This is a genomic window from Streptomyces sp. SS7 (assembly GCF_037993025.1).
Taxonomy (GTDB): domain Bacteria; phylum Actinomycetota; class Actinomycetes; order Streptomycetales; family Streptomycetaceae; genus Streptomyces.
In genome coordinates, this window is the sequence record NZ_CP141223.1 from 752035 (window position 1) to 770673 (window position 18639).

An 18639-nucleotide genomic window follows, 5' to 3' on the forward strand; every position below is an offset into this window, starting at 1 on the left:
AGCGAGCGCATCGCCGGCACCAGGGCGCCGCAGACCCTACGTCCGGCCCTACACCAGCAACGACGAACGCACCGCGGCCCAGGCAGACTTCCTGCACACCTACAACCACCACCGCTGCCACCACCGCACTCGAAGGCAAGCCACCGATCAGCCGTGTGAACAACGCTCCGGGGCAATACGACTAGGGCCCCTCCCGGCGCCACCTGCCATCATGGGCCGACGGAACGGGGGTCTCGCTCGACGGACCCGGACACGACCCCGGACAGGGACCCGGAGGGGGAGGCAGGGCGCGGTGGAGGACGGCGAGGCGGGCGTGGGTCAGGCGGGGCGTCCGCAGCGGGCGGACGCGCGGCGCAACAAGGAGAGCCTGCTCGACGCGGCGGCCGCGATCTTCGTGGAGTCGGGCGTGGAGGCGCCGGTCCGCGACATCGCGGCGCGGGCGGGCGTCGGCACGGCCACGATCTACCGTCACTTCCCGACCCGGGCCGATCTGATCATCGCGGTCTACCGGCACCAGGTCGAGGCCTGCGCCGAGGCGGGCCCGGCACTGCTGGCGGCCGGCCCGACCCCGTACGCGGCGCTCGGCCGGTGGATCGACCTCTTCACCGACTTCCTGGTCACCAAGCACGGGCTCGCGGCCGTGCTCCAGTCCGACGACGCCGGCTTCGAGGGACTGCACCACTCCTTCCTGGACCGGCTGGTGCCCGTGTGCACCGAGCTGATCGAGGCGGCCGTCGCCGCAGGCGAGATCCGCCCCGGGATCACCGCCTACGAACTCATGCGCGGCACCGGCAATCTCTGCATCGGCGCCGAGCACGACGCCCGTTACGACGCCCGCCGTCTGGTCGGCCTCCTCGTGGCGGGACTGCGCGCCCCGCGGTGAACCGGCCGGGGCGGCTGCGGCTCGCCCTCGTGGTCGATGCCGGTGACGGCTGACGCGGCCATCTCGCGGTACGGCGGCCGTCCCGCCTTCTCACGGAGGTGCGGGTCAGGCCCAGGCCGTCACCGGGAGGAAGGAACTGTCCTGCCGGAACAGGTCCGTGCCGTCCGACGCCACCACGCTCAGCTGGTAGTTGTAGTGGCGCAGGTAGTAGCCCGGGTAGTTGTACGACTCGAAGCGCACCGAGCCGCTCGCCGTGCCGGTGCGGGCGACGAACGTGGCGTCCTTGGCGAAGGTCGCCGTGCCGTCGTTGGCGTCGAAGCGGGCCCGGAAGTTGTAGTGCCGCAGGTAGTTGCCCGAGGAGTCGCGGAACGAGTAGCCGTTCGCGTCGGCGAGGCCCGCGACGACCGTGAAGGTGGACGCCGTCTTCTCGCCGCTGGTGCTGGAGCTGGTCACCACCGGGAGGTTGAGCAGCGAGGACTGCGTCTGCCAGTACCGGGTCGCGTAGTTGACGGAGCGGAAGGAGCGGGTGGCGTTCCTGGTGATGCTCGGGCCGCCGGACACCGTCTCCTTGATGACGGTGAAGTGGCGGGCGGTGCCGGAGATCGCCGGCAGGGCCTTGGGGGCGCTCCAGGTGGCGAAGGAGTCGGTGCTGTCGCTGCAGTAGTAGTTGCCGTCGCCGTAGCCGTCGAAGAAGATCCGCCAGGTGCCGTTGTCGAGCTGGATCACCGAGGGGCCCTCGCGGTAGCTGCCCCAGCCGGCCCAGTCGCCGGTCCGGGAGATCGTGTAGGGCCCGGCGAGGCTGCTCGCGGTGGCGTACTCGATGTACTTCGTCGTCTCGTTCTTGGTGAAGGCGTGGTAGGTCGAGCCGGTCTTCACGATGTAGGTGTCGATGTGGTTGGAGCCGATGCCGGACAGGGCGACCGGTGAACTCCAGGCCGTCAGGGCCGTGTTGGTGGCCTTCAGCAGATACGGGGTGAAGATCCACTCGTCGCTGGTCGGCGAGCAGGACACGATGACGTTGACGCTGCCGTCGCTGTCCACGAACCACTCCGGCGCCCAGGCGCGCGAGAGGCCGGCGATCGGGACCGTGTAGTCGTACAGGAACGTCCAGGCGACCCGGTCGGAGCTGCGGGCGAAGCCGATCGTGGTGCTGACGTCCTGCCAGGTGTGGGTGGTGTAGGTGAGGTAGTAGTAGCCGTCGGTGTGCTTGAACACGCTGGCGTCGCGGATGCGGTTCGCGGGCGGGGTGTACGCGGAGGACTGCACCAGCCGGAAGTCGGTGGCGTCGTCGGACTGGTAGACGTTGACCGTGCCGTCGTCGCTGTTGAGGAACGGCACGATGGTGTAGCGGGTGGCGGAGCCGGCGGCCGGCGCGGCGGCGAGGGCGGTGCCGAGCAGGCCGGGCAGCTCGCCCAGGACGAACGCCGAGGCGGGCAGGACGGCCATCGCGCGCAGCAGGGCTCGGCGGGAGGGGGACGCGGCGGGGCGGGGTGAGGTCATGGTCGGCTCTCTTCACTGCGGCTCAGTAGTCCGACATACCGAACAAGGTTCGGAAAGTCGGTCAGAAGGTAAGCGCGAGTCAGGAACACGTCAATGGTTTGCGCAGGAACAGGTGGTGCCTGTGCGGCCGCTGTGACGGCCTGTCAGCCGACAGGCCGCAGCGCGCCGTTCCGTCCTGCGCCCCCGAGACGTTACCGTTCGGTAGTGTCAGACGACGTCGTCCCGGAGGTGCCCCGTATGACGCCCGACCGTGCCGCCGGCCTCGCCGAGACCGCCCGGGCGCTGGCCGCGGGCGAGGTCTCCTCGCGCACGCTGGTCGAACAGACCCTGGCCCGGATCGAGGCCACCCAGGGCACCCTCAACGCCTTCCGGATCGTCCGCGCCGAGGCCGCGCTCGCCGAGGCCGACGCCGCCGACCGGGAGCTGGCGGACGGAGGGCGCAGGCCGCTGCTGGGCGTACCGGTCGCCGTCAAGGACGACATGGACGTGGCGGGCTCGCCGACCGCGTTCGGCTGCGCCGGCGAGCACCCGCCGGTCGCCCGGGACGGGGAGGCGGTACGGCGGCTGCGCGCGGCCGGAGCCGTCGTCGTCGGCAAGACCAACACCTGCGAGCTGGGGCAGTGGCCCTTCACCGAGGGCCCGGCGTTCGGGGCCACCCGCAACCCGTGGAGCACCGAGCACACCCCGGGCGGCTCCTCGGGCGGCTCGGCGGCCGCGGTGGCGGCGGGCCTGGTGCCGGCCGCGCTGGGGTCGGACGGTGCCGGTTCGGTCCGCATCCCCGCCTCCTGGACCCATCTCGTCGGCGTGAAGCCGCAGCGGGGCCGGGTCTCCACCTGGCCGCGCGGCGAGTCCTTCCAGGGCATCACCGTCAACGGCACCCTCGCCCGGACCGTGGAGGACGCGGCCCTGCTCCTCGACGCGGCGAGCGGCAACCACGATCTCGATCCGCACCGGCCCGCCCCGATCGACGCCTCGGCGGCCGTGCGCCGCGACCCCGGCCGGCTGCGGATCGCACTCTCGCTGAAGCCGCCGTTCACCGCGGTGCCGGCCCGGCTGACGCCGGAGGTACGGGCGCGGGTCGTGGAGCTGGCCGGGCACCTCGCCGACCTGGGCCACGAGGTCGAGGAGGCGGACCCGCCGTACGGGCGGATCGGGCTCACCTTCGTGCCCCGGGCGACCGCGGGCATCGCCGAGTGGGTCGCCGACGCCCCCTTCCCCGCGCTCCTCGACCCCCGCACCCGCGACGCCGCACGGCTCGGCCGGCTGCTCGGCGGCGCCCCGCTGAAGGCGGCCCGGCGCGCGGAGGCGGTCCTGCACCGCCGTATCGGCTCCTTCTTCGGCTCGTACGACGTCGTCCTCGCGCCGACCACGGCCGCTCCCCCGCCGCGCATCGGCGCCATGCTGCACCTCGGCGGATTCGCCACCGACCGCGCGATGATCGCCGCCTGCCCCTACGCCTGGCCGTGGAACGTGCTGGGCTGGCCCGGCGTCAACGTCCCCGCCGGCTTCGCGCCCGGTGGGCTGCCGGTCGGCGCCCAACTGCTCGGCCCGGCGCACAGCGAGCCGCTGCTGCTCTCGCTCGCCGCCCAGCTGGAGGCGGAGCTGCGCTGGCACGAGCACTGGCCCGCGCCGCTCGCGGCGGAGTCCCCGGCCGTCTGACCGCGCCCGTCCCGCTGACCCGCGGTCCTGCCGCCCGTACGCTGTGACCATGGACGATGCGTCGATGGTCGGGCTGATGGGGCGGGTCACCGGGACGATCGGGCCGGGGCTCGTCGGCGAGGTGATCGTCCGGGTGCGGGGCGGGGCGGAGCACTTCCTCGCCTACGCCGCGGACGGCACCGGCCGGATCGAGCGCGGCAGGGTGGTCATGGTGGTGGAGTACCTGGCCCCGAGGACGGTCTACGTCACGGAGGCTTACGACAGTTGAGCCGGCCGCAGCGCAGGTGAGAGCGGTGTCGGCCAGGTCTGCGTCAAGATTGCAACAAGGATCCGTCTGCGTCTTCACCCGGGGCCCCCGCAGGCGCACACTCCCTTCGTTCGGTGCCGAAAGGGCACCATGCAAAGGGGGCGTATGCCGATGGTTGTCGGCGTCGTTGCGGGGATGGCGGTCGCCGCCGTTCTCGTTCTGATCGGTCTGTTCAAGTTGATGTGGCGGGTCGCGGAACCCAACGAGGCACTCGTCATCTCCGGCTCCAGGCACCGTGTGGAGGGGCTGGAGGAGGGCATGGGCTTCCGTATCGTCACGGGGCGCGGCACGCTGGTGATGCCCGGCGTGCAGGTGGTGCGCAAGCTGTCGCTCGACCTGAACGAGACCGAACTGCAGGTGGACTGCGTGACGCACCAGGGCATTCCGCTGAAGGTGCGGGGCGTGGTCATCTTCAAGGTGGGCGACGACTTCGTGTCGATCGCCAACGCCGCCCGGCGCTTCCTCGACCAGCAGAGGATGATGTCGGAGCGGGTGCACAACGTGTTCGCCGGTCATCTCCGCTCCATCGTGGGCGGGTTGACGGTCGAGGACATGATCCGGGACCGGGAGAAGCTCACGGGGCAGACCCGTGCCGCCTGCGGCACGGAGATGGAGAAGCTCGGACTGATCGTGGACTCCCTCCAGATCCACGAGATCGAGGACCCGACCGGGTACATCCAGAACCTGGCGATGCCGCACGCGGCGGCCGTGCAGCGGGACGCCCGGATCGCGCAGGCGGAGGCGAACCGGCTCGCCACGGAGGCCGAGCAGGCCTCGTTCGCCCGGATGGCCGAGGCCACCCGGGACAGCGAGATCCTCCAGGCCGGCTACCAGGCCGAGCGGGACAAGGCGGCGGCCAAGGCCCGTCAGGCGGGACCGCACGCCGAGGCGGCCGCCCGGCAGGAGGTCGTCGTCCAGGAGACCCGGGTCGCCGAACTGGAGGCGCACCGGCGCGAACAGCAGCTGCAGGCCGACGTCCGCAAGCCGGCGGACGCGAAGGCGTACGAGAAGCGCACGCTGGCCGAGGCCGAGCGCGACGCGCGGATCTCGGCGGCCGAGGCCAAGGCGAAGGAGACGGAGCTGGCCGCCGCCGCCGAGGCCACCCGGGTGAAGACCGCCGCCGGCGCCGAGGCCGAGGCCACCAAGGCCCGGGGTGCCGCCAGCGCGGCGGCGACCCGGGCCACCGGTGAGGCCGAGGCGGCCGCCGCGCAGGCCCGCGGTCTGGCAACGGCCGAGGCGACGAAGGCGCAGGGTCTCGCGGAGGCGGAGGCCATCAAGGCGCGGGCCGCGGCCCTCGCCGAGAACCAGGAGGCCGTCGTCGCCCAGCAACTCGCCGAGAAGTGGCCGGAGATCGTCCAGGCGGGCGCGTCCGCGTTCGGCAACGTCGACAACATGGTGCTGCTCAACGGTGCCGACGGCATGGCCGACGTGTTCGCGAAGGCCCTCACCATGGGCGGCACCGGCCTCGGGCTCGCCCGTCAGCTGCTGTCGTCCATGAACCAGAACGGGCAGCCGGCGAACGGGACTTCGACCCTCAACGGGGCCGGGGCGCCTCCGTCCCAGAAGGTGCCCGTCGAAGGAGCGTGACCCGCGCGAGAGAGGCCCGTGGGGGCGGCCTGCGGGTCGCCCCCACGGGCGCGTCCGGGTGAGGGGGTGGGGGCCCCGCAGGTGTCCCGGGGACCGCGGTTAGGGTGCCCCCGTGACCGCTTTCACCGATGAGAACGTCCCGGGGCGCTTCGGCCCCTCCGCCACCACCGAGGCCGACCCGCGCGAGGTGGGCCGGGTCCGCACCGAGTACTCCCCCGCCCACGACGGCGACCCGGACCCCGGCGAGATCGTCTGGACGTGGGTGCCCTTCGAGGAGAACGACGGCCGGGGCAAGGACCGCCCGGTGCTCGTCGTCGCCCGTGAGGCGGCCGGCACGTTCCTCGCGGTCCAGCTCTCCAGCAAGCGGCACGACGACGCAACAGGGAGCCGGGGCCTGCCCCGGTGGGTCGGGATCGGCAGCGGCCCCTGGGACCGCACCGGACGGGACTCCTGGGTGAACGTCGACCGTGTCCTGCGGCTGCACGAGGACGGCATGCGCCGCGAGGCGTGCGCGCTGGACCGGGGCCGGTTCAACCTCGTCCGGCAGCGGCTGCACGAGCGTTACGGCTGGACCTGAGCCGTAGACCCCTCACCCTCGAACGCTCGCTCGAAGGCGGACCGCACCACTGCCCCCGGCGTGCGGTCCAGCACCCCGAACACCACCCGCTCGAATACATGCTCGAACGCCCCGCCGGGGCCGAGCAGCGCCCGGAACGCCCCCGCCACCTGCGCGGGGTCGTTGCGGAACACCCCGCAGCCCCACGCGCCCAGCACCAGCCGCCGGTAGCCGTGCGCGGCGGCCGTCTGCAGGACCCGCTCGGCACGGGCCGCGAGGGCGCCCGGCAGCTCCGGCGCCCGCTCGGGCGCCGTCCGCAGCACGACGCCCGCGTTCGGCGCGGCGGAGGTCAGGAACCCGGCGGTGAACGGCTCTTCCAGCAGCCGGCCCCGGTCGTCCCGGAAGACGGGCACGGCCGGTGAGTGGACGACCCGGTCCGTGTAGAACGGATCGCGGTGGGCGCGGTGGTGCGCGTAGAACGCACGAGCCTCCAGCAGGCACGTGTACAGCGCGGAGGCCCGGCACAGGGCCTCCTCCTGCGCCTGGGCGCCGTTCAGATAGCCGCCGCCGGGGTTGCGGGCGGAGGCGAAGTCGAGGACGGCGACCGGCTTGTCCGCGAGCCGGCGGGCGGCCTGCGTACTGCTCTCGCCGGTGACCTCGACGGAGGTCACCACGGCAGGCGCAGGAGGGACCGGAACGGGTCCGGGCCCCAGCATCCGGGTCCCGGCCCGGGCGGCCCCGATCAGCGCCGCCAGCTCCACCGCGCGGCCGCCGGGCGAGCGGTACCCCCCGGCCGCGACGATCTCCTCGGTCTCCCGGGCGATGCCGCGCAGACGCGCGCTCATGGCGCCACCCCCGTGGACGCCATGACCGCGGACGCCATGACCGTGCGCGACTTCCCCGTTGTTGTGCTCATGCACACATCGTGGGCGGCGGCGGACCGGCCGTGCAAGGAGATTTCCGACGGCCGGAACACCCCGGGAAACCCCGCGGAAACACCGGGCGACCAGCGCGGAGTCGAAGGTTCCCCACGTCATAGGCCCCGATATGCACTCTTGTGCGATGGGGTTCGAGGGTCTTGGGTGGATGGGGTGATTGCCTGGTCCGGCGGCCTGATCGCCGGACAGGTGGCATGGTGGTACCTCAGGAGGATCCAGACATGTCAGATTCGGTCAGCGACTGTACCGAAAAGTCCGACAACACCGACTGTACGGCGCCTCGCACCTCCCTCTCCGAAGCCGAGGTGGAGGCCCTGGTCAGGGGCATCTGCTTCAAGACCGGCCCGCCCCGGACGGTCGGCGTCGAACTCGAATGGCTCGTCCACGAGCAGCGGTCCCCGCAGCTCCCCGTGACACCCGAACGGCTCGCGGCGGCCTACACAGCGCTGGAGAGCGTGCCCCTGCGGTCGGCGCTCACCGTCGAGCCCGGCGGCCAGCTGGAGCTCAGCTCTCCGCCCGCCGCCTCCCTCCCCGAGTGCGTGGGCACCCTCTCCGCCGACCTGGACGCCGTCCGCGCGGTCCTGCGCGAGCACGGACTCGTCCTCACCGGTCTCGGCACCGACCCCTGGCACACCCCTCGCCGGTTCCTCCACGAGCCGCGCTACGACGCCATGGAGGCCTGCCTCGACCGCACCGGCCCGGCCGGCCGCGCCATGATGTGCACCTCGGCCTCCGTACAGGTCTGCCTGGACGCCGGTTACGAGGGGGCCGGCCCGCTGGGGCACGGCCGCCGCTGGTGGCTCGCGCACACCCTGGGCGCGGTGCTGGTGGCCGCCTTCGCCAACTCCCCGCTGCTGCGCGGCGCCCCGACCGGCTGGCGCTCCACCCGGCAGCTGCTGTGGATGGAGATCGGCGCGGGCCGCGCGGGCGCCCCCGCCCTGGACGGCGACCCCCGTGACGCCTGGGCCCGCCATGTGCTGGACGCACCGGTGATGTGCGTGCGGCGCGACGGCGGGCCGTGGGACGTGCCCGAGCGGATGACGTTCCGGGAGTGGACCCGGACCGGGCAGCCGACCCGGGCGGACCTCGACTACCACCTGACCACGCTGTTCCCGCCCGTCAGACCGCGCGGCCATCTGGAGCTGCGCATGATCGACGCCCAGCCCGGCGACGACGGCTGGATCGTGCCCGTCGCCGTGACGACGGCCCTCTTCGACGACCCGGAGGCCGCCGAGGACGCCTGCCGCGCCGTGGAGCCGCTGGCCCCGCGCGCCCTGCCGCAGCCCGCCCCGCACAATCCGCTGTGGATCGAGGCGGCCCGCTACGGCCTGTCCGACCCCGGCCTGCACACGGCGGCCGTCGCGTGCTTCGCCGCGGCCCTGCGCGCCCTGCCCCGGCTCGGCGCCCCCGCCACGATCGTGGACGCCGTCTCGGAGTACCGGGACCGCTATGTGCTCAAGGGCCGCACTCCCGCCGACGACCAGCTGGACAGCCTGCGCGGCACGGACACCCGCGCGTACGGGAAGGACCCGCGCCCATGACCACCGAGCACCTCCCGGACGCCGACACGCTCCGCGAGCGCGCGCTGGCCTCCCTGACCACCGCCCGGGACCGCACCACCCTGCTCACCTCCTGCGTCGAGGACCCGGACCTCACCGCACAGCACTCCCCGCTGATGTCCCCGCTGGTGTGGGACCTCGCGCACATCGGCAACCAGGAGGAGCTCTGGCTGCTGCGCACGGTGGGCGGCCGGGAGCCGATGCGCCCCGAGATCGACGGCCTGTACGACGCCTTCGAGCACCCGCGTGCCGAACGCCCCTCGCTGCCGCTGCTGCCGCCCGCCGAGGCCCGTGCCTACGCGACGGAGGTGCGCGGACGGGTCACGGACGTCCTGGAGTCGGCCGACTTCCACGGCACCCGGCTCACCGAGGCGGGGTTCGCCTTCGGGATGATCGCCCAGCACGAACAGCAGCACGACGAGACCATGCTGATCACCCATCAGCTGCGGCTGGGCCCCCAGGTCCTCACCGCTGCCGACCCGGAGCCGGCGCCGCTGTTCACCGGTCCGGCCGAAGTCCTCGTCCCCGGCGGGCCGTTCACCATGGGCACCTCCGCCGAGCCGTGGGCGCTCGACAACGAACGCCCGGCGCACCAGCGGGAGGTGGCGCCCTTCCACATCGACACCACCCCGGTCACCAACGCCGCCTACCAGGCGTTCATCGACGACGGCGGCTACGACGACCGGCGCTGGTGGACGACGCAGGGGTGGGCGCACATCCGCCGGCACGGCCTGCATGCCCCGCTGTTCTGGCACCGCGACGCCGGGCAGTGGCTGCGCCGCCGGTTCGGGGTCACCGAGGTGGTGCCGCCCGAGGAGCCGGTCCTGCACGTGTGCTGGTACGAGGCCGACGCCTACGCCCGCTGGGCCGGGCGCCGGCTGCCCACCGAGGCGGAGTGGGAGAAGGCGGCCCGCTTCGACCCGGCGACCGGCGGCTCGATGCGCTACCCGTGGGGCGACGCCGACCCGGCGCCCGAGCACGCCAACCTGGGCCAGCGCCATCTGCGCCCCGCCCCCGCCGGAAGCTACCCGGAGGGCGAGTCACCGCTCGGTGTACGCCAGTTGATCGGCGACGTCTGGGAGTGGACGGCGAGCGACTTCCTCCCCTACCCCGGCTTCACCGCGTTCCCCTACAAGGAGTACTCGGAGGTCTTCTTCGGCCCCGAGTACAAGGTGCTGCGCGGCGGTTCGTTCGCGGTGGACCCGGTGGCCTGCCGGGGCACGTTCCGCAACTGGGACCTGCCGGTCCGGCGGCAGATCTTCTCCGGCTTCCGCACCGCCCGCTCGGGGGCGCTCTGATGTGCCGTCATCTCGCCTCTCTGGGCCCTCCGGAACCGCTCGGCAGGATCCTGGTGGACCCGCCGCACGGTCTGTACCGGCAGTCGTGGGCGCCCCGGCGGCAGCGGTACGGGACGGTCAACGCCGACGGCTTCGGCGTGGGCTGGTACGCCGAGGACGATCCGGTGCCGGCCCGCTACCGCCGCGCCGGGCCGATCTGGGCCGACCTGTCCTTCGCCGACCTGGCGCGTGTGGTGCGCTCCGGCGCGCTGCTGGCCGCCGTACGGGACGCGACGCTCGCCGGGGCCGACGCGGAGGCCGCCGCGGCACCGTTCGCGCAGGGCCCCTGGCTGTTCAGCCACAACGGGGCGGTGGCGGGCTGGCCGGCCTCCCTCGCGGTCCTCGCGCCCACCCTGCCCGCGGCGGACCTGCTGGCGATGGAGGCCCGGACCGACTCCGCGTTCGTCTGGGCGCTGGTCCTGGCCCGGCTGCGGGGCGGCGACCCCGGCGGGCAGGCCCTGGCCGACACCGTCCTGGAGGTCGCCGCCGCGGCCCCCGGCTCCCGGCTCAACCTGCTGCTCACCGACGGCGCGACCATCACGGCGACCGCCTGGGGCGACTCCCTGTGGTACCGCGCCGACCCCGGGCGGCGCACGGTCGTGGCCTCCGAACCGTACGACGACGACCCGCACTGGCGGGAGGTCCCCGACCGCACCCTCCTCACCGCGAACCGCACCGAGGTCCTCCTCACCCCCCTCAAGGACCCCGCGTCCGCACCCCCCGAGGAGCCCCGCACATGAGTCCGTTCCCGTTCTCCCGCACAGGTCGCGCCGCCTCATGGGCGGCCGACGGCTCGACCGAAACGAGGCCATGATGACCGGCTCCCGCGCCTACGGCTACACCGACACCCTCGACGCCGAGCACTACGCCAAGGCACTGCGCGCCGACATCCACGGCGGACTGACCGGCACCCCCAAGTCCACGGCCCCCACGTGGTTCTACGACGCCCGGGGCAGCGAACTCTTCGAGGAGATCACGCAGCTCCCCGAATACCCCTTGTGGCGGGCGGAGCTGGGGCTGTTGCGGCTCCACGCCCAGGACGTGGCCGCACGGACCCGGGCCCGCAGCATGATCGAGCTGGGGTCGGGGAGTTCGACGAAATCCAAGCTGATCATCGAGGCGCTGGGCCCGGCCGGCCTGAACTACGTCCCCGTCGACGTCAGTGCCGACGCGCTCCACCAGGCCAGCGCCCAACTCGTCCAGGACTACCCGGGGATCCGCCTCCACGCCCTCCGCAGCGACTTCACGGCTCCGCTCGTCCTGCCGGACCTGCCCGAGGACGGCCCCCGGCTCATCGCCTTCCTGGGCAGCACGCTCGGCAATTTCCGCCGGCCCGCCCGCGGCCCCTTCCTGCGCGGGCTCCGGGACGTCATGCGCCCCCAGGACTTCCTGCTGATCGGCGCCGACCTGGTGAAGGACGAGCAGGAGATGATCGCGGCCTACGACGACTCCCAGGGCGTCACGGCCGAGTTCGACAAGCACCTGCTCCACGTCCTGAACCGCGAACTGGACGCCGACTTCGACCCCGACGCCTTCGACCACACAGCCGTGTGGAACAGCGCGGAGAGCCACATCGAGATGCGGCTGCGCAGCCGGACCGAGCAGCTGGTGAAGATCCGCGAACTCGACCTGGCGGTGCAGTTCGAGCGCGGGGAGGAGTGGATCACCGAGCGCAGCGCCAAGTTCACCGTGGAGGGACTGCGGGAGGAGATGACCGAGGCGCGCCTGCGCACTCGGGAACTCTGGGCGGACTTTGGCGCCGGGTTCGCGCTGCTGCTCGCGGCTCCGGCATAGCCGAGCCGTCCGCCACGGCCGGATCGTCACCGGCGGCGGTCCCTGGCGCGGGGTGCCGGGGACCGCCGCCGGTCGGTCACAGGGCGGTGAACGTCCACAGCAGGTTGGTGCTGCCGCCGTACGTCCACTGCTTGGTGACGGAGCCCGAGGAGACGTTGCCGCCGCCGTCCAGGACCAGACCCGTGGTGCGGTTGGCGATGGAGTAGCGGCCGCCGCCCCGGTGGGTGATCGTCCACTGCTGGTTGGTGCCGCCGTTCCAGGCGGCCTGCCGGGCGGCGGAGCCGTCCGTGGTGGCGCCCCAGCCGTCGGCGACCATGCCGTTGGTGCGGTTGACCAGCTTGTAGTATCCGCCGCCCACGTCGACCGCCTGCCACTGGAGGTTGTTGCTGGAGTCCCAGCTCCACTGCTTGAGGTTGGATCCGGAGGCGACGTTGCCGCCGCTGTCCAGGGCGAGGCCGTCGGTGACGTTGGTGATCCGGAAGTACCTCGACGGGTTGAACTGGACCCTGAGCGAGGTGATCTGGTCGTTGTTGCCGGTGACCCTGAGGTCGGGGTTGTCGGCGGTGAAGGTCCAGGCGGTGCCGGTGAAATTGTCGCCGGAGTAGCCGATCACCTGGTACCCGGGGGCCGGACGCAGGCTGGAGATGGTGCGGGGGCCCAGTCCGGCCGCCGTCAGGTCTGCCGCGGTGTAGTCGCCGAGGGACAGGGGGGCCGAGCCGCCGCTGTAGTTGACGTCCGTGAAGGCGGCCGCGCCGACGAGCGGCAGCAGGGTGGGGATGGTGCCGGAGAAGGCAAGCTTCAGGACGTAGGCACCCGCGCTGTACGGCGCCGAGGACGGCAGGGTGACGGTGAGGCCGGAGGAGGTCTGTGTGGGTGCGGGCAGGTCGATGTAGGTGCCGGCGGTGGAGCCGAGCAGCTTCACAGAGGTCAGCGAGGAGAGGTTGATGCGGTCCGAGCTGAGCGTCTTGATCGTCACTGAGCTGCCGGGCCAGCCGAGGACGGTGGCGTACAGGACGTTGGCCGCCTTGTTCTGCGTGAAGCGGATGTCCTGCGCGGTGCCGGCCGTCGGAGTCGTGAAGGCGCCGCCGCCCATCTTCGTCGGGCCTTCGCCGTACACGGTCCAGGCGCGGGTCGAGTAGACCGACTCACCGAAGCGCTTCAGGTAGTCGCCCATGCCGAGAAGGATGTCCTTCTGCGCCTGGGGGATGGTGCCGTCGGCCATCGGCGCGATGTTCAGCAGCATGTTGCCGTTCTTGCTGACCCGGTCGAGGAACGAGTGCAGCATCTGCTGGAGGCTGTAGTAGCCGATGCCCTGTGTGTAGCACCAGCTGGAGCTGGAGATGCTGTCGTCGGTCAGCCAGTACGGGCTGGTGAGGTCGCCCGGGCCGCCGCGCTCGTAGTCGAAGACCTCGCCCTTGCCGTTGAACCCGTCCTTGTAGGTGGCGACGACCTCACGACCCCAGGCGTTGGCCTGGTTGTAGTAGTAGGACAGGAAGTTCAGGCGCTGCGTCTCGTCGACCGCGTCCAGTTTGAAGTCCTGCCACAGGATGTCCGGTTGCGCGAGATCGACGACCTCCTTGAGCTTGTCGTACCAGAGCTGGTTCTCCGCGGCCGCGCCGAGTTGGCCGTAGAGCTTCTTGAGGCTGGGGTCGGTCTGGGCGGGGGCGAACTCGTAGAAGCCGTTGAAGTGGTACGCGTGGTGCATGGCGACCAGCAGCTTGAGGCCCTTGGCCCGGATCGCCGTGGTGAACAGCTGCAGCAGGTTGAGCTTCGGTCCCTTGGCGACCGAGTTCCACTCGTTGACCTGGCTGTTCCACATGGAGAAGCCGTCGTGGTGCTCGGCGACCGGGCCGGCGAATTTCGCGCCCGCGTCGACGAACAGCTGCGCCCATTCATTGGGGTCGAAGTTCCCGCCGGCCGACTTCAGCTTCGGCGCGAACTGCACGAAGTTGCCCGCCAGGTCCCTCGCCCCGTTGATGAAGTTGTGGTACGGCCATGCCGAGGGCTGGCCGTAGGTCGCGATGTGATGCTGGTTGACGCTGTCACCGGCCTGGTACATGGAGCGCGGATACCACTCGTTGCCGAAGGCGGGAACGCTGAAGACGCCCCAGTGGAAGTAGATCCCGAACTTCGCGTCCTGGAACCACTCCGGGGCCGGTGGGTGCTGGTCGACCGAGTTCCAGTCGGGCGTGTAGGTGCTGGGCGCGGCCTGTGCGCCGCCCGCGCCGAACACTCCTCCGGCGACGGCCGCCGCGGCCACGACGGTGGCACCGGCCAGGAACTCGCGCCTGTTGATCGCACTCGACATAGCACATCCCTGTTGCGGAAGGGGCGGGGAAAGAGTGGAGGGGCCGGCGCGGCTCACAGGGCCCGGGGCGCCGGTTGTTACGCATGAAGGTCGGGCATGTGACCCAGCGTTGTCAACAGGTGTACAGGGATGAATGAAACCCAACAGGCAAGCAATTGGCCGCTTTTCAGGCTACTTTTACCATTTGTCCTGCCGAGACATCCCATGTTCGCGAGGCGAAGCTGCTCGCCGAGGCCGCCACCGAGGGGGCATTGATGGGATGAGTGAGGTCGTTTGACTCGCACCGCCTCACCCATGCACGGCTTTGACCTGGTCATTCTTCTCCGAGCTCCCCCAGAGGGTAGACAGCGGTCCCGATCTCCCCTATACATACATCCCATCTCTCCGGGCGGCTGACACCCAGATGTCGCCGTGGCGAAACATCTCCCGCTATGGGACCAGCGTGAGGAAGTACCGATGAGACTCAGAAACGTTCTGTTCTCCACCGCCACCGTGTCGGCACTGGCGCTGCTGAGCGCGTGCGGCGGCGGCGCCGGCACCGCGGCTTCGTCGGGCGGCGCGCCGATGGTCGGCGTCGACTACCCGCGCTCCGACACCGACTTCTGGAACTCGTACATCAAGTACACGCCGAAGTACGCCAAGGAGCTGGGCGTCGCCCTCAAGACCACCAACTCGCAGAACGACGTCGCCAAACTGACCGCGAACGCTCAGACGTTCATCAGCCAGGGCGTCAAGGGCGTGGCCATGGCCCCGCAGGACACCGCGGCCATCGCGCCGACGCTGGCGCAGCTCGAGGCGAAGAAGATCCCGGTCGTCACCGTCGACACCCGCCCGGACACCGGCAACGTCTTCATGGTGGTCCGCGCCGACAACCGGGCGTACGGGGAGAAGGCGTGCCAGTTCCTGGGCACGAAGCTCGGGGGCAAGGGCAAGGTCGTGATGCTGGAGGGCGGCCTGGACTCCATCAACGGCCGCGACCGCACCGAGGCGTTCAACGACTGCATGAAGAAGAACTACCCGGACATCAAGGTGTTCGGGGAGGCCACCAACTGGGACGGCGCGGTCGCCGCACAGAAGCTGCAGACGGACCTGACGGCCAACCCGGACATCAAGGGCGTCTACATGGAATCGAGCTTCGCCCTGGCCGGCACGCTCCAGGTCCTCAAGCAGAAGGGTCTGCTGGTCCCCCCGTCCGACAAGAAGCACGTGTTCGTCGTCTCCAACGACGGCATTCCGGAGGAGCTCAAGAGCATCGCCGCGGGCAAGATCGACGCCACGGTCTCCCAGCCGGCCGACCTCTACGCCAAGTACGCCCTGTACTACCTGAAGGCCGCGATCGACGGGAAGACGTTCAAGCCCGGCACGACCGACCACGACAGCACGATCGTGCAGGTCCGTCCCGGTCTGCTGGAGGACCAGCTCTCGGCCCCGCTGGTCACCGCCGACGGCGCCACCTACGGCGGCGTGCCCAGCGTGAAGAGCGACGACGCATCCCTGTGGGGCAACAACCTCGGCTGATGCTCGGCCGGACGTGGCAACGACTCACTCACACAAGGCGGTTGAGATGAAAGACGGGGAGCGAGCAGTGACCCCCGCGGCCGCCCTCGCCGATGATGGGCCGGTCCCCGGGGATCCGCCCGTCGTCGAGGCGACGGGCGTGGTCAAACGATTCGGTCCGACCGTCGCCCTCGACGGTGCCCGGATCACGGTCCGGGCGGGCGAGACGCACGCGCTCGTGGGCCGGAACGGGGCGGGCAAGTCGACCCTGGTGTCCGTCCTCACCGGGCTGCAGGCCCCGGACGAGGGAACGGTCACCTTCGGCGGCGCCCCGGCGCCCCGGCTCACGGACCGCGACGCGTGGCGTCGGCGCGTGGCCTGCGTCTACCAGAAGTCGACGATCATCCCCACGCTGACCGTCGCCGAGAACCTCTTTCTCAACCGGCACGACCACGGCCGCAACCGGCTGATCAGCTGGTCGGGCGTGCGCCGTCACGCACGGGAACTGCTGGCCACCTGGTCGGTCGACGTCGACCCGCAGACCCCGGCGGGCGACCTGAGTGTGGAGCAGCGGCAGTTCGTCGAGATCGCCCGGGCGCTGTCCTTCGGCGCCCGGTTCATCATCCTCGACGAACCCACCGCCCAGCTCGACGGGGCGGCGATCAACCGGCTCTTCGACCGCATCCGTGCCCTGCAACGCCAGGGCGTGACCTTCCTCTTCATCAGCCACCATCTGCAGGAGATCTACGAGATCTGCGACATGGTGACGGTGTTCCGGGACGCCCGGCACATCATCACCGCGCCGGTCGCCGACCTCCCGCGGCCCGAGCTCGTCGCGGCCATGACCGGCGAGGCGGCCGACGGCCGGCGCGAGGAACGCACCGGCACCCCCGACACCCGCGCCACGGCCGCACTCAGCGTGCGGGACCTCACCGGGGACGCCTACCGGGACGTCACCCTCCGGGTCGGCGCCGGGGAGATCGTGGGGCTGGCTGGGGCCGCCGGCAGCGGTCGTACGGAGGTCGCCGAGACCGTCGTGGGACTGCACGCGGCCGTGTCCGGTGAGGTGGAGATCGCCGGGACCCGGCCCCGGCCGGGCAGTGTGCCCGCCGCGCTCGCCGCAGGCGCCGGGTTCGTGCCGCAGGACCGGCACCACCAGGGCTTCGTGCCCGGCATGTCGGTCGCGGACAACGCCACCCTGTCCGTGCCCCATCGGCTCGGCCGGAACGGCCTGCTCAGCGGCCGGAGCCGGGACCGGCTCGCCGAGTCCATGATCGAGAACCTGGCGATCAAGACGCCCGGGCCCGAGCTGCCCGTCTCCGCCCTCTCCGGCGGCAACCAGCAGAAGGTCGTCATGGCCCGTGCCCTGGCCGACGAACCCAAGCTGCTGGTCCTGATCAACCCCACCGCAGGCGTGGACGTGCGCTCGAAGGAATTCCTCCTCGGCAAGGTCGAGGAGACCGCGGACGCCGGCACCGGAGTCCTCGTCGCCTCCGACGAACTCGACGACCTGCGCATGTGCGACCGGGTCCTGGTGATGTTCCAGGGCCGTGTGACCTCAGAGATCGCCCGCGGCTGGCACGACCACGACCTCGTGGCCGCGATGGAAGGAGTGGACCTCGATGCCTGAAGCCGTCCTCGCGGACACGCCCGCACCCGAGGCCGCCGAGCCCGGGGCCAAGCGGTCCGGTCTGTTCGGCGGCCGGATACCCCTGGCCCGGCTGCGCGACCTCGCCCTCGTCCCCGCCATCATCGCCATCGCGATCGTCGGCCAGATCGTCAACCCGGTCTTCCTGCAGGCGGACAACCTCATCAACGTCCTGCAGACCATGTCCGAGATGGCCCTGCTGGTCCTCGCCCAGACGATGATCCTCATCGTCAAGAAGATGGACCTGTCCCTGGAGTCGACCATGGGCCTCGCGCCGGGCGTCGCGGCCTGGCTCGTGGTGCCGACCGGCGCCGGACACGGCCTCGGACTCCTGCCCGGCGGCTGGGCGATCCCCGTCACGCTCGCCGTCGGCGCGCTCGTCGGCGTGGTCAACTCCCTGCTGATCATCCGCTTCGGCCTCAACGGCTTCATCGTCACCCTGGGCATGCTGATCGTCCTGCGCGGCATCCTCACCGGCATCTCCGGCGGCCAGACCTTCTTCCAGCTGCCCGGGTCCATGCTCTACCTCGGCACCGCCGAATGGTTCGGGATGCCCGCCTCGATCTGGCTCTGCCTCACGCTGTTCGCCGTCGCGATCGTCGTCCTCGGCTGGACCAGCTTCGGCCGCTCGCTGTACGCCATCGGCGGCAACGTCGACGCGGCGAAGGCGGCCGGTATCCGCACCGACCGGGTGCTGTGGATCGTCATCGTCGTCGGCAGTGTCCTCGCCGCCCTCGCGGGACTGCTGCTCTCGGGACGGCTCGCCTCCGTCGCCTCCGCCCAGGGCAACGGCTACATCTTCACCGTCTTCGCCGCCGCCGTGATCGGCGGCATCAGCCTCAACGGCGGCAAGGGCACCATGTTCGGCGCGTTCTGCGGCATCCTGCTGCTCTTCATGATCCAGAACGTACTCACGCTGGGCGGCGTCCCCGCGCAGTGGATCGGTGCGCTCAACGGACTGATCATCCTGGTCGCCCTCGCCATCTCCCGCATCACGGGCGGCAAAGTCCAGGAGTGACCTCGGGCGGCGCCGACGCCGCCCGACCCCTCTCCCCAGCACCCCTCT

Annotated in this window: 15 protein-coding genes and 1 pseudogene; 13 read left to right on the forward strand and 3 right to left on the reverse strand. The window is 71.5% G+C overall.

Annotation, left to right across the window (positions count from 1 at the left end; all coding sequences use genetic code 11):
• Window positions 1-37: 37 nt before the first annotated feature.
• Window positions 38-185, forward strand: a pseudogene (locus U5640_RS03465) (IS481 family transposase); the annotation flags it as partial.
• A gap of 107 nt (window positions 186-292) precedes the next feature.
• Window positions 293-883 (forward strand): TetR/AcrR family transcriptional regulator, encoded by a 591-nt coding sequence (locus U5640_RS03470; protein WP_340374321.1) that lies wholly within the window; start codon window positions 293-295, stop codon window positions 881-883.
• Window positions 884-988: 105 nt separating this feature from the next.
• Here the strand turns inward: U5640_RS03470 and U5640_RS03475 are convergent, their stop codons facing one another.
• Window positions 989-2383, reverse strand: coding sequence for a glycoside hydrolase family 43 protein (locus U5640_RS03475; protein ID WP_340374322.1), 1395 nt, complete (start codon window positions 2381-2383; stop codon window positions 989-991).
• A gap of 237 nt (window positions 2384-2620) precedes the next feature.
• Between U5640_RS03475 and U5640_RS03480 the strand changes: the two genes are divergently transcribed.
• The 4 genes from U5640_RS03480 to U5640_RS03495 all read left to right on the forward strand — a co-directional run bounded on the left by U5640_RS03480 (window position 2621) and on the right by U5640_RS03495 (window position 6513).
• On the forward strand, window positions 2621-4042 hold the full coding sequence (locus tag U5640_RS03480) for an amidase (protein WP_340384912.1): 1422 nt from the start codon (window positions 2621-2623) through the stop codon (window positions 4040-4042).
• 49 nt (window positions 4043-4091) lie between these two features.
• Window positions 4092-4310 carry a hypothetical protein gene (locus tag U5640_RS03485; RefSeq protein WP_206189786.1) on the forward strand — a complete coding sequence of 73 codons (219 nt, stop codon included), beginning with the start codon at window positions 4092-4094 and terminating at the stop codon, window positions 4308-4310.
• Window positions 4311-4454: 144 nt separating this feature from the next.
• Window positions 4455-5936 carry an SPFH domain-containing protein gene (locus U5640_RS03490; RefSeq protein WP_340374323.1) on the forward strand — a complete coding sequence of 494 codons (1482 nt, stop codon included), beginning with the start codon at window positions 4455-4457 and terminating at the stop codon, window positions 5934-5936.
• A 112-nt stretch (window positions 5937-6048) separates the two neighbouring features.
• Entirely contained in the window at window positions 6049-6513 is a 465-nt protein-coding gene (locus U5640_RS03495; RefSeq protein ID WP_340374324.1) for a type II toxin-antitoxin system PemK/MazF family toxin, read from the forward strand.
• On the opposite strand, the gene U5640_RS03500 is transcribed toward U5640_RS03495, so the two are convergent.
• Window positions 6498-7337, reverse strand: coding sequence for a TIGR02452 family protein (locus U5640_RS03500; protein WP_340374325.1), 840 nt, complete (start codon window positions 7335-7337; stop codon window positions 6498-6500). The two genes, U5640_RS03495 and U5640_RS03500, sit on opposite strands and share 16 nt — an antisense overlap.
• Before the next feature lie 314 nt (window positions 7338-7651).
• Here U5640_RS03500 and egtA point away from each other — a divergent pair, with 314 nt between their 5' ends.
• The 4 genes from egtA to egtD all read left to right on the forward strand — a co-directional run bounded on the left by egtA (window position 7652) and on the right by egtD (window position 12120).
• Window positions 7652-8971 carry an ergothioneine biosynthesis glutamate--cysteine ligase EgtA gene (gene egtA, locus U5640_RS03505; protein WP_340374326.1) on the forward strand — a complete coding sequence of 440 codons (1320 nt, stop codon included), beginning with the start codon at window positions 7652-7654 and terminating at the stop codon, window positions 8969-8971.
• The gene (gene egtB / locus U5640_RS03510) at window positions 8968-10287 is read left to right on the forward strand and encodes an ergothioneine biosynthesis protein EgtB (RefSeq protein ID WP_340374327.1); all 1320 of its coding nucleotides are present in this window, start codon (window positions 8968-8970) and stop codon (window positions 10285-10287) included. Before egtA ends, egtB begins: the two co-directional genes overlap by 4 nt.
• On the forward strand, window positions 10287-11066 hold the full coding sequence (gene egtC / locus U5640_RS03515) for an ergothioneine biosynthesis protein EgtC (protein ID WP_340374328.1): 780 nt from the start codon (window positions 10287-10289) through the stop codon (window positions 11064-11066). The genes egtB and egtC overlap by 1 nt, the downstream gene beginning before the upstream one ends.
• A 73-nt stretch (window positions 11067-11139) precedes the next feature.
• Window positions 11140-12120 (forward strand): L-histidine N(alpha)-methyltransferase, encoded by a 981-nt coding sequence (gene egtD, locus U5640_RS03520; protein WP_340374329.1) that lies wholly within the window; start codon window positions 11140-11142, stop codon window positions 12118-12120.
• Between the two features lie 76 nt (window positions 12121-12196).
• On the opposite strand, the gene U5640_RS03525 is transcribed toward egtD, so the two are convergent.
• Window positions 12197-14428, reverse strand: a complete 2232-nt coding sequence (locus U5640_RS03525; protein WP_340374330.1) for an alpha-L-fucosidase — start codon at window positions 14426-14428, stop codon at window positions 12197-12199.
• Between the two features lie 456 nt (window positions 14429-14884).
• On the opposite strand from U5640_RS03525, the gene U5640_RS03530 reads away from it, so the two are divergent.
• Genes U5640_RS03530 through U5640_RS03540 form a run of 3 tightly spaced genes read left to right on the forward strand, consistent with a single transcriptional unit; the run spans window position 14885 to window position 18591 of the window.
• Window positions 14885-15946 carry a sugar ABC transporter substrate-binding protein gene (locus tag U5640_RS03530; RefSeq protein WP_340374331.1) on the forward strand — a complete coding sequence of 354 codons (1062 nt, stop codon included), beginning with the start codon at window positions 14885-14887 and terminating at the stop codon, window positions 15944-15946.
• A gap of 46 nt (window positions 15947-15992) precedes the next feature.
• Window positions 15993-17555, forward strand: coding sequence for a sugar ABC transporter ATP-binding protein (locus U5640_RS03535; protein ID WP_340374332.1), 1563 nt, complete (start codon window positions 15993-15995; stop codon window positions 17553-17555).
• Complete coding sequence (locus U5640_RS03540) at window positions 17548-18591, forward strand: ABC transporter permease (RefSeq protein ID WP_340374333.1); 1044 nt, start codon at window positions 17548-17550, stop codon at window positions 18589-18591. The genes U5640_RS03535 and U5640_RS03540 overlap by 8 nt, the downstream gene beginning before the upstream one ends.
• Window positions 18592-18639: the final 48 nt, after the last annotated feature.